Raw genomic sequence first — 11,733 nt, forward strand, 5'->3', positions numbered from 1 at the left:
CGAGGACTGAGGAGAAGTACCCCAGAGAGAGACGGCTCTCTACTCATCAAATGCGACTTTGCACGTCGCGCTTCACCTCACACGGCTCCTCAATGTTTTGGTGCTTGTTACGCATACCTCATTGCCCATTTATCATCAACTTTTTCAAGTCTTCTGGTGGGCTTAGGCTTGGCACTATTGCAGCCAGATTGGTTGCCGAGACTGCCATCGATAGCTGTCTTTGTCTCGTGGCAATGTCTGTGAAGGAGTTGCCAATTATCGTAAGAATCCTTTCCACCTTGCGATTTAGGGATTCTGTGGTCAATTTCCATCACATCGTTTTCACGGAAAAACAAGCCACAGTGGATACACTTCCCTTTTTGCTTTTTCAGGAGTTTAGCTACCCTATTTGGCATTTCTGGGTTATTACCCATTCTTGTACTCCAGTAAACCAGGTTGCCGTCGTATGGAGACAATTCGCCTTTAACTTTCACATGACGCACTATTGGAGTGTCGGCATGATTCAGTAACCGAAGAGGGTTTAACCCTTCTTTCTTGGTTGCGAATACCCAGTTATCACCGTTTATTGGGTGCCAATATCTTTTTGATACCCATTCCCCATTCTTGTTGAGGTGGCGGTGTTTTGCCCAAGCTCTTAACTTTTGGTACACGAGGTTATCAATATCTGAGTAAACCACCTTACTTACTACAGTCGCATAGTAGTTAGCCCATCCCCGGATAATTGGGTTTAAATGGCTAATTAGCGCCGCTTGCGGTGCTGCCTTATGGGCTTCAATGACACTAGCGATTTGGTCGTAGTGTACCTTTTGCTTCTGCTTACTTGGGGTGATGATTGTCTTAAAACCTTGTTTCGAGTGATACTTTCCTACAGGGAATTGTCGTATCGTGAAACCTAGGAAATCAAATCCTGGTTCTTCTTGCTCATACCGTTTAAGGGTATGGGTAAGCCTCGTTTTGCTAGGTTTTAATTCCAAACCCATGCCTTCTAACCATTCGGAAATTATTTCCTTGCATCTTTGGACAACGGCTATATCTTCGTGGAGAATCACGAAATCGTCGGCGTAACGAATCAGATTGAGACTTCTGAAATTGGCAAGTCTGTTTTTTCCTCTTTTGGTAGGCAGAGTATCTGCATACTGTTTGATTCGTTTTTCCATCCCGTGGAGGGCGATATTTGCTAACAATGGGGAAATGACCCCACCCTGCGGTGTACCCTCAGATGTTGGAAACAACTGCTTACCGTCCATCACTCCCGCTTTTAACCAGGCTCGAATTTGTCGGCGTATGGTGGGGAATGTATTTAATTTTCTGAGCAGTGCTTCCTGGTCGATGGCGGGTAAGGAGGCACACGTCGCCGTGTCCTCCTCCCCCAAGAACCGGACTTGACAGTTTCCCATCATCCGGCTCATGCCTTCAACCTCTCAGTATCACCCTTTGAATGGACGTGCCTATGACAGGCTTGATGGAGGTGTATAAGGTTTTCCTCATTATCCGTTCCGCCATTCTTCCTTTGTACGATGTGGTGGGTGTGCAGTTTTTCTCCGTTGAGCAGGTGGTCACCGCATATCGGACAAGACCAGTTTTGATTAGTCGCTACTTTGTAGAGCTTCGTACCTTTTTCCCAATAGGTTTTACCGTATCGGGTCATGCGGTCTTGCCAATATTTGGTGAGTTCGGGGTCATCGGGGGAAGCGGTGCCTTTGACTTTAACGTGACGTTCAATTGGAATACTAGATAGGCGGAAAAGGGCTATCTCTTTATTTCCACGCAAGTCATTGACTGTTGCAGAAAATACCCATTTTCGCCCTTGGAGGGTTTTGAAGTATTTTCTGGCTACCCATTTCTTACTTTTATTCGGGTGTCGCCTCAGTGACCATTTCCAGAGAAGTTTCCTGATTTGGTGGTCAACGTAGCTAAACACTTGTTTGCTGACCCCGTGCCTGTAGTAGTTTCCCCATCCTCTTAATACTGGGTTAAGGTATTCTATGACTGCCTCTGGTGAAGCCTGTTTGTGTTCCTTAAGCCATTTACGGATGTTCTTCAGGAAGATTTTGACTTTTTCTTTCTGAGGCTTTATCAGGCATTTGCCTTTGAACTGGCGGATATTGAACCCCAGGAAATTGAATCCTTCTTCTACATGAGAGATGTTGGTTTTCTCCTGACTCAGTTCTAATCCTCTTTCTTTAAGCCATTCCTGAAGAGTGGGAATTATTGCCTCAATGTCCTCTCTAGATTTGGCGGTGATGATGAAGTCGTCTGCATATCGGATGAATCCGTAGGTTGCATCCTTCTTCTTTTTCTTGTTGCCAGCTTGTTTCCCGCTTTTCAGGGTGTAGGTGTTGACCTTGTAAAACTGGCTCAGTAGTGCCTCTATACCGTTTAAGGCAATATTGGCTAGCAGAGGGCTGATTATCCCTCCTTGTGGTGTACCGCTTTCTGTTTTGTGGAACATCTCGGCTTCTATATACCCTGCCTTCAGCCATTGTTTGACGATTTCTCTGCTTGGGGTATTCCCAATTGTGCTGAGGATGTATTCATGGCTGATGTTGTCAAATGCTCCTTTGATATCGGCATCTAGAATCCAAGTGTCACTGCCTCCACCCATTCGGCAAAAGCATTGGGCGATGGCATCGTGTGTGCTTCTACCAGGTCTAAAGCCGTAACTGTGTGCCTCAAAGTGAGGTTCAAAGCGAGGCTCGAGTGCATTTTTGACAATCGCTTGTGCTACGCGGTCTTTGATAGTTGGAATTCCTAATGGTCTTCTTTTCCCGTTTGCTTTGGGAATATATACCCTTTTAGTTGGGCGAACTTTCCATAAAGAATGTTCCTTCATCTGTGTGACCAGTTTCACCCGTTCATCGTTGGTTAAAGCTGTCTGACCGTCTATTCCAGCCGTCTGCTTACCTTGATTTTCTTGGGTTACTCGTCGCACTGAAAGCAGCAGGTTGGAGTAACTGCGTAACATCAGTTTCATAAGGCTACGAACCATGTTCCACTGATTTTTCTGAGCGGCACGATAAATCCGCTGTCTTAGGTTTCTGACGCGCTTCAAAGCTAGCTTCCAATCTATGTCAGTCCAGCTTTGAAGTTGTCCCTTCGTTCCGATGTCATTTCTGACTCTAAGTAGGTCGGCGGGAAAATCCATAAGTATGTAACAAAATATTAAGTCGGGTGACTGGACTTGAATTTAATACGTTGTGTAGGGTAATCTCCTCTTTTTCCTCTAACTTCTACTCCATGAATTACGGCGTAGGCGAGTTCTAATTCATCCTCAAACATTTGTCCGGCTAATTCATCTTCTTTAATGTGTTGCCACTCCAATTCAATTGGGTTCATTTCGGAACAATATTTAGGCAAGAAAAAAATATATAAACCCTGAGCTTCCCACTTTGACCACAACTGTTTAACCTCCTGACATCGGTGTATTGGACCGTTGTCTTGTACAATAATTCTCATCCGTTTCATTTGGGCCACTTCTTCTGCTTCTTTCTCCATCATCTGAATATAAGCTTTTCGATCAACACCTCCAATTACCAAACCATATACAAAGCTACTTAAAGGTTCAAAAAGCCCAACAATACTTAATCTACGACCTCGATTTTTAGTTTGCTGTATCCGTTTTTGTTGACCTTTTTTGTAATATGTATAACTTGGTTTACTCCACGCACAAAATCCTGATTCATCTAAATATTTTAAGTCGATTTCTCCGGCGGCCGCTGCTAATTCCAGCATATCTAGATCGGATTGCTTTATTTCTCGTTGTTTGGGGTCTTGTTTTCCTTTATGACTTGGACTAGCTCTTTTCCAAATGATTCCTTTTTTTTTAGTACCCGTCTTAGTCGGTCGGGACTTAATTTAACAGAGCGCTCTTTTTCTAATTTATCAGCTAATTGAAAACTGTTATATGTACGTGGTTCTTTTTTTAAGCATTCTTCTAAAAACTCTATATCTTCTTCTTTCCATTTGGCTTTTACCCCTCGACCTGGTTTTTCCCAAAGGCTTTCTCTACCAAATTCTTCCCATTTATGTAAGACTGCTCTCACTGTTTGTGAAGCCCAGTTAAAGTGAGTAGCTATTTTCTCAACATACCAGCCATTTGCGTTTAACCTGATTACTTCTGCTCGATCTTTGACTTTTTGTGGTAATGAGCGCCGTTCTCAGATTAAATAGGGTTTTGTCTTGCTTTTGAGTCAGAAATACTCTTAATCGAGCGCCCATATATTAATTACCTCACTAAAGCTATACCTTTCTTTATGTATCTTAACATAGTTTTGTTTTTTTTCGCCGACCTACTTACTATGTACCTTTAGAGTGATACTGTTCGCCGGGTTTATAGGAAGTGCTGATTGGTCAACAGATCATTTGCCAATTCCTTATCCTTTGCCTTTTGGCTCCAGCGCAAAAAGCCTTATTTCGCTGGTTTTGAGTCACGACGATTCAGGCGTATCTTCAAGCAGTTGCTTTTACTCATGGGTATTTTGCTCGATGCTTACCGATTTAGGCTGTCAGTAATAACACCTTTTCTCCCCGCTTTACGGATTGATGGCTAGTCGCTACCGTAGGGGAGATGCTTTCACCGCTGCACCTGCGGGGTAGGATTTGAGTGTTCTAGGGTACTGATTCTCACCTACATGGTCATTCAGTTGTCAAGGTTCTATTCCTGGCGGCTAATCCCCCTAATCCTTTATAGGACTGGTTTCTAGCCAACGATTCGCACGGTCTGTCCGCAAGCGTTAATTTCGGTGTGTCCCACCGTATTTAAATTGATTCCTACCTGTTTCAAGCCTTTTGCCCAAATATTCAGCGCGGCATTATGATCGCGATCTAGTACCGTCCCGCAATCACAAATATGGGTTCGAGTTGACAGGGTTTTCTTGACTAGACTGCTGCAATTTGAACACTCTTGCGATGTGTATTGAGGGGCTACAGCACATATTGTTTTGCCGTACACTTTTCCAACATACTCCAACCACTGAGCAAATTGTGACCATGCTGCATCGCTAATTGATTTAGCAAGCTTATGGTTTTTCACCATATTTTTGACCTGAAGCTCTTCGTAGGCTACAAAATCGTTAGACTTTACCGCGCCGGGCGCCGTTTTTATGGCGAAGTCTTGACGCTGCCTCGTTACTTTCAGGTGTTTTCTTCCCAACTTATTGATTGCTTTTTTCCGATTGCCCGAACCTTTCTTCTTCCCTTGAAACACGTTTCTGCAATCTTTTCAAAGCTTTTTCACTCTTTCGGAGATATCGAGGGTTGGCAACTGTTTCGCCATCGCTAAGCTGTTCTACATTTAAACTGTCTGTCAAAAATCAATACAACTCTTGTGGGACGGGCTTCTAGCCTGTCCGGAATTTCCAATTTAAATGCGTAACAGCTTATCAGTATAAAAGTGGTTTAGTCCAACGTCTATTCCAATAGCTTTGCCATTAGAAACAGCCTCCTCTTTTCGCTCCATATTGATACAGAATTGGGCGTAGTATCCATCGGCACAACGTACAACCATGACTCGCTTAATCTCAGCGGGCGCATAGAAATGCAAGTCCCGGCTACCGAGTAACTTGAACTTTCCAGCGGCAAAACCGTCTTTAAATGTCAACTATCTTTTGTCGGGAGAAAGTTCCCAACCCGAGGTCTTGTATTCGACCGATCGAGTATATTTCTTGAACTGTGGATATCCCTTTTTTCCTGGTTTCTTGGCTTGGCAATTAGCAAAGAAACGTTGGATAGCAAAAATGGCACGTTCCGCCAAAGCCTTACGTGCCATTGAGTTAAGCTTGCCTGCCCATTCAAACTCTTTTGCCATGATGGCGCATTGTTTGTATAAGTCTACCAGCTTAACTCCTTGATTTTCTGTCCAGTATTTTAGAGTCTTGTTTCGGACAAATTGAGCCGTTCTGATCATCTCGTCGATGACCCGATACTGCTCCGCTTTGCCTTTTAATTTAAACTCTAAAACTCTCATATGATACCACTTTTACAAAAACTTTTAATTACAAATTCGTATACTCAACAATTCTTCATAGTTTGATGAATTAAAGCCGTCCTATAAGGACGGGGCTTTAGACCCAATTTTTTGGTAACTTATATCTTGCACCCTTCTCAATTAGTCTTTTAGGAACAGGCTTTCCGGCCTGTTCCACAAGAAAATCTAGTCTTTGTGGAACGGGCCGGAGAGCCCGTTCCTGAGAATGGTGCAAGATGTGAGTAGTAATGAAGTTGTTTGTCTCTCGTCTGCCAAGCGCTAACTCTAAACAATCAGTTCAACAATTGATTGACCGGACACAATTTAACTGGGGCGAAAGGATTCGAACCTCTGAATGGCTGGACCAAAACCAGCTGCCTTACCACTTGGCGACGCCCCAACGTCTCAACATTTAATATAGTAACACCCAGCCACGGGAATCTGTCAAGCATTTTGACAATAAAATTTAAAAAATGTTTTTGGAACCGATCGCCCGCAGGTTTATGCTTTGATCGCACGGGGGCGAGCTACCGGGATTTCAATCCTGAAATCCGCTCCCTGTCCCGGTTTCGAGATACAGTTCAAGCTTCCTCCGTGTTTTTCCACCACAATCTGGTAGCTGATAGACAAGCCGAGTCCCGTACCCTTGCCCACAGGTTTAGTGGTAAAGAAAGGGTCAAACAAGTGGCATTTAGCTTTTTCGGCCAATCCGGGCCCGCTGTCTTGAATCCGAATCACCACAACTTGACCGCTCGACTTTCCTGACTGATCATACTCCGAGTCTGGGTTCACCACCGCCGTCGAGATTTTGATCGTTTTGGGTGGAGGCTGATTTTCCAAAGAGTCGATCGCATTCGCCAAAATATTCATAAATACTTGGTTGAGCTGTCCGGGATAGCACTCTACCTTCGGCAAGTTGCCGTAGTCTTTAATTACCTCAATTCCCGGTATTAGCCCATTGGACTTCAAGCGACTCTGCAAAATCAGCAGCGTGCTGTCAATCCCTTCGTGAATGTCCACCAGCTTCATCTCGGCTTCGTCGTGGCGCGCGAAGTTCCGCAGAGACAGGACAATTTGGCGGATGCGTTCAGTTCCCATCTCTATTGAAGACAGAATTTTCAGCAAATCCGGCACTATGAAATCAACATCGATTTCTTCGCTTTTGTCGAGAATTTCAGGGCAAGGATCGGGGTAATGCTTTTGATACAAGTGCAGTAAATCCAGCAGATTTTTCATGTACTGCTTGCAATAAGTCAAGTTGCCGTAAATAAAATTAACCGGATTGTTAATTTCGTGGGCGACGCCGGCGACCATTTGACCGAGAGAGGACATTTTTTCGTTTTGGATGAGCTGAGCTTCTTTCTGCTGCAACTGCTGCAAAGTTTCCGTCAGTTGACGAGCTTGAGTTTGAGCGGCTAAGGCTGCCGCCCGGGTTTGGGCGTAGAGTTCGGCTTGGTCGATCGCGATCGCCAGTTGATCCACCACCGCTTGCAGCAATTCCACTTCGCTCGTCGTCCACGAACGGTGGCTGCTGTAATGGTTGCAAACTACAGCACCCATTTGACCAGAGCGAGTCTTGAGCGGCAGCAGCAGGTTAGAAACAATCCCGATACTGCTCAAAAAAGCTCGCGTGGGCGATTCTATGCAGAGTGCTGTTGCAGCGTCGCCGATCCGGAGCGTTTGGCGGTGGCAAATTTTCTGGGCCAGCAGGGTTACTTGTTCGATCGGGTATTCTGTAAGCCGGTCTTTCAGTTCGGGATTTGCCGCTTCGTGGGTGATTGCAAAGCTTGGCTGCCCGTCTCGCGAGATGGAATACCACAAAAAGTAGCACTGGTCAACCTGCAACAAGCTGCGAATTTCGTTGACAGCCGTATCTAAAATTTTGTCGAGGTCGAGGGAATTCCGCATCTGGCTGGCGAGGCCGAAGATCAGGCCTTCCCGGCGGCTCAACAATTCTTCTCGGGCAGTGACGCGATCGATCGCCACGGCGATGGCGATCGCCATGCAACCCAGAACTTCTAGCGCTCCCTCGCTTGCCAAAGCGCTACTGCACAGAGCCATCACTCCCACCAACCGCTCCTCCACAATCAGCGGATAGGCAATGGTGCACAGAGACGGGTTCGACAGTAGGCACACAGGAGCAGTTTGGAGTTTTCCCGCTTCTGTTCGCACCCAATCTTCTATTTCCCGTGCCCACTCTTGGCTGCTAAGTCCTGAATTGGCCTGCAATTCTAACCGCTCTGTCTGCTGGCTGAAAGTCCAGATGCTCGCCCCTGTGGCGTCGAGGTACTCTACCATTGCCTCGGTGCAGCGGTTGAGGATGACCGATATTTTCCCGCCTTGTCCGAGGGCTGCACCGACTTGAGCTTGCAGGGTTCCCAAGCGCGATCGCTCTTGTAGGGACGCTGCCGTTAGTTGGCGATCGGAGGTGTCGCCGGGGCCGGCAACGATTTCTCGGATTTGTTGGGTATCGTCCGCGCGCCCGATGCCCGCTGAAGCTTCCCACCCATATTGAGATTTGCCTGTTTCCCCCAGCGTCGGGAGCTTTTTTGTTCCGTATATTGTCCTGCTACTCTGTGGCGTATGTACCGCACACAAGCTCGATCGGGTCGAGCCAGGAACTAACTCCAAGATTTGCGGGCTGTCCGAGGTGATATCTTCTACCTCTGGCAACTGTTTCTGGGCTTTGACTAATTGCCAGCGTAGCTCCACCAAACTCGCAACTTGCCGACTCAAAGCTTGCAGAGCTTCTATCGTTTCTTTGGTCAAGTCTCGCGGCACCGAGTCCATGACGCATAGCACTCCCAGCACCTGCCCATCTGAGCTAACAACTGGGATTCCGGCGTAAAATTTCACGAAGGGGTAGAAAACGATCAGCGGATGCTCGCCAAATCTCACATCTGTGGAAGCGTCTCGAACAATGGCCGCAGGCTGTTCTTTAAAGGAATTTATAGGGAGTTCGATCGCAAATTCGGGAGCAACTGGCGGTTGTTGCAGGGAAATTACCCGGTCAAATTCCGAGTTTGAGTTTGAACTCTGGGCGAAATCTTCGGGAGTTGGCTCCAGGGCGCGAGCGCAAAAATTCAGGTAACGGTGGGTCAAAGTTTGATCGATACCTAACTGCGACTTCAACCAGTGGCGATTACCGTCAATCAAGCTCAAGAAAGCAATAGGAGTTCGGCCGATCTGAGCTGCCAAACCGACCAAATTGTCCAAGCAAGCCTCTGGAGCAGATCCCAGAAGCTGATACAAGTCAATGTTATGGAGCTTGAACACTTTTTTACCAAGAGGCAAGGGTGCTTTCATCATGTGTAACTGCCCGTCTAGTTGCTGGCAACCGCCCTTCTCAATACTTTCGAGAAAAACAAGCTATGAATTGTGTGATGTGAGACTGTGGGCGCAAATTCGGCGCAGGCTGCTTGCGCCGAATTCAGACTAACCTCTTGACTGATCTGGAAACTTTTGGGTTATGGGAGTTAGAGCACCCCAGATCTAAGACTATATAAATTATACTTCCAGTTGACTATGCTTTTGAATACCTCCGGCTCTCTAAATCTAAGAGCCTCTGTTGGCAGGAAGCACCTTTCCCAAATATATGACGATTGCTTACCTAGAATTTTTTTATCAGTTTAATTGTATTTTAACAGACTTGTCTAATCGTGGGTAGCTGACTTGCTGGTAGATTTAAATCATGGGTTTGTGGCACAATACCAGTGTCCTTTACCGAGCTGTGCCTTAGCCGGGAGTTCAACTACAGTTAGGAGATAAACTACAAAAGATTGCTAAGATGTTAAACTTTGTAACAAGAGTTGGTCAAACTCGACCGTATAGGGTTTCTGGGCCCGAATGCACATTTTGCAACTGTTGTAATTGCCGATCGACCACTCTCCCAATCCCTTTTTTCGAGTTTGACGTAAAAAAACAGGGGTAAAGTTTCAACTAACGCTCCAACGGGGTTGACAATTGCGTAGAGGCAACTCTAAAAAAATAACTGCAGGAAGTATGTTTTGTATTTTCAAGAACTATAAATAAACAGGGAGAAGAATATGTCTGCAAGTAGCAGTCAAGTACCAACTATTTTGGCAGTTGATGATAGCGTCGTGATGCAAGGACTTGTTAAACAGGCCTTAAGCAAAGAGTTTCGAGTTCTCGTTACCGACAATGCAGTGGATGCTTTGTCAACGATTTATCACGAACAAATTTCGGTTTTGTTGCTGGATGTTTCGATGCCTGGTATTGACGGATTGGAACTCTGCCGCACGGTGCGGAGCTTGCCTCAGTTTCAGAATTTGCCGATCGTAATGCTGACAGCGCGAGATGGAGCATTTGATAAGGTACAGGGGCGTTTGGCGGGAGCAACAGAGTATTTAACTAAGCCGTTTGATGCTGATAAGTTGCGCGAGGTAATTGGTAAGTTTATCAAAATCAAATAATCGGAGTTAGGAAAAAAAATCAGTTTTGAGTAATTAATTAAGTAATTTGAGTAATTAATGAACTAAAAAGTTGCGATCGCGCTCTCTTATCCTCGACTTCTTTAACAAGTCGGGGGGCGGGGTATTCTGCACTATTTGCGAGGTAAGTCCTAAATTTTTAATTTTGCCAGGAGTAGGGGAGCGATCGCACTGACAGGTAGAACATATTGGGCGGCACCGAGGGCGATCGCCTCCTTGGGCATTCCGAAGACAATGCAGCTAGCTTCGTCTTGGGCGATTGTCAACCCCCCTTGTCTGGCGATAGCCAACATTCCGTCAGCACCATCTCTACCCATTCCTGTCAGCAAAACCCCCGCTGCTGCCCGACTATAAAAATTAGCTACCGACTTAAATGTCACCGTTACAGAAGGGCAGTGTCCCGCAGCATGAGCCGCTTCTGAATAAACAAATCGCCCTTGAGAGTCTAATTCTAAATGACGTTTTTCTGGCGGGAAATAAACAGTCCCTGCTTGTGGCAATTCCCCAAAAGAAGCTATCTTAACAGGCAGTTTCGATTCATAACCCAGCCAATCAACTAATCCTTGCAAAAAACCTTCACTGATGTGCTGGACACAAATTATAGGCACTGGAAAACTAGCCGGAAGTTTAGAAATAATCGCGTACAGTGCTTGTGGCCCCCCTGTCGAAGCCCCTATAGCCAATACTTTAATAGTTGGAGTTTTAACATTTTCCTTGGAGAATTTGTAATTAGGAACTGGTGCTTGGTTGATTTTTACAATTTGATTATTATCTTCTGTTGGCATCTTTTTTTGATGCCGTGTAAATACTTTAACTCCTGAGAGGATTTTTACTTTAGCTATTAATTGACTGGCTAGGCGAGCATAATCAGATACCAACCCGCCAATCGGTTTCGGAAAAACATCTAATGCACCAGCATTTAACACTTGAAATACATTCTGAGTATCATTCGCTTGCACTGAAGCACTAATTACTAAAATTGGTAGCGGATATTTCTTCATTACTTCTTCGGTAAATTCTAACCCGTTCATTGGTGCCATGTTCAAATCCGTACAGATTACTTGGGGCTGAAGTTTGGGGATTAATTCTAGTCCTTCTAATCCGTTGCAAGCGGTTCCTACAACTTGGATTTCTGGCGAGGACTCAAAAATTCGTTTGAGGACGAGCGTAACTACTGGAGAATCTTCAACTAACAATAGTTTAATGGGCGATAACATCAGTTTGCTGGGAAATGGGGAATGGGAAATGGGGAATGGAAAATCGGGAATGGGGAATGGGGAATAGGGCACTTGTACTGCCCTTCGACTTACTCCCTTT

6 protein-coding genes, 1 tRNA gene and 2 pseudogenes are annotated in these 11,733 nt (G+C 45.4%); 1 reads left to right on the forward strand and 8 read right to left on the reverse strand.

Annotated features, from left to right (window positions below):
• Positions 1-107 precede the first annotated feature (107 nt).
• From QUB08_RS13650 to QUB08_RS13680, 7 genes and pseudogenes are all read right to left on the reverse strand, one after another.
• Positions 108-1,331 (reverse strand): annotated as a pseudogene (locus tag QUB08_RS13650) (group II intron reverse transcriptase); the annotation flags it as partial.
• Between the two features lie 74 nt (positions 1,332-1,405).
• Complete coding sequence (gene ltrA, locus QUB08_RS13655; protein ID WP_333225211.1) at positions 1,406-3,145, reverse strand: group II intron reverse transcriptase/maturase; 1,740 nt, start codon at positions 3,143-3,145, stop codon at positions 1,406-1,408.
• A gap of 17 nt (positions 3,146-3,162) precedes the next feature.
• Positions 3,163-4,218: pseudogene (locus QUB08_RS13660) on the reverse strand (IS630 family transposase).
• 481 nt (positions 4,219-4,699) lie between these two features.
• Complete coding sequence (locus QUB08_RS13665; RefSeq protein ID WP_445300917.1) at positions 4,700-5,206, reverse strand: RNA-guided endonuclease InsQ/TnpB family protein; 507 nt, start codon at positions 5,204-5,206, stop codon at positions 4,700-4,702.
• 393 nt (positions 5,207-5,599) lie between these two features.
• On the reverse strand, positions 5,600-5,965 hold the full coding sequence (locus QUB08_RS13670) for a hypothetical protein (RefSeq protein ID WP_333225212.1): 366 nt from the start codon (positions 5,963-5,965) through the stop codon (positions 5,600-5,602).
• A gap of 328 nt (positions 5,966-6,293) precedes the next feature.
• Positions 6,294-6,365, reverse strand: a tRNA-Gln gene (locus tag QUB08_RS13675).
• Positions 6,366-6,466: 101 nt separating this feature from the next.
• Positions 6,467-9,274: a GAF domain-containing protein gene (locus QUB08_RS13680; protein WP_333225213.1), complete on the reverse strand. Its 2,808-nt coding sequence runs from the start codon at positions 9,272-9,274 to the stop codon at positions 6,467-6,469.
• 737 nt (positions 9,275-10,011) lie between these two features.
• On the opposite strand from QUB08_RS13680, the gene QUB08_RS13685 reads away from it, so the two are divergent.
• On the forward strand, positions 10,012-10,398 hold the full coding sequence (locus QUB08_RS13685) for a response regulator (RefSeq protein WP_015175702.1): 387 nt from the start codon (positions 10,012-10,014) through the stop codon (positions 10,396-10,398).
• Between the two features lie 149 nt (positions 10,399-10,547).
• Here QUB08_RS13685 and cheB read toward each other — a convergent pair whose 3' ends face one another.
• Positions 10,548-11,633, reverse strand: a complete 1,086-nt coding sequence (gene cheB / locus QUB08_RS13690; protein WP_333225282.1) for a chemotaxis-specific protein-glutamate methyltransferase CheB — start codon at positions 11,631-11,633, stop codon at positions 10,548-10,550.
• Between the last annotated feature and the right edge of the window lie 100 nt (positions 11,634-11,733).

The sequence above is a fragment of the Microcoleus sp. BR0-C5 genome (assembly GCF_036705045.1).
GTDB lineage: Bacteria > Cyanobacteriota > Cyanobacteriia > Cyanobacteriales > Microcoleaceae > Microcoleus.

Coding starts and splice junctions, on each gene's coding strand:
- QUB08_RS13680 (WP_333225213.1), bottom strand. CDS start 9,274: ATGATGAAAGCACCCTTGCCTCTTGGTAAAAAAGTGTTCAAGCTCCAT.
- QUB08_RS13685 (WP_015175702.1), top strand. CDS start 10,012: ATGTCTGCAAGTAGCAGTCAAGTACCAACTATTTTGGCAGTTGATGAT.
- QUB08_RS13670 (WP_333225212.1), bottom strand. CDS start 5,965: ATGAGAGTTTTAGAGTTTAAATTAAAAGGCAAAGCGGAGCAGTATCGG.
- cheB (WP_333225282.1), bottom strand. CDS start 11,633: ATGTTATCGCCCATTAAACTATTGTTAGTTGAAGATTCTCCAGTAGTT.
- ltrA (WP_333225211.1), bottom strand. CDS start 3,145: ATGGATTTTCCCGCCGACCTACTTAGAGTCAGAAATGACATCGGAACG.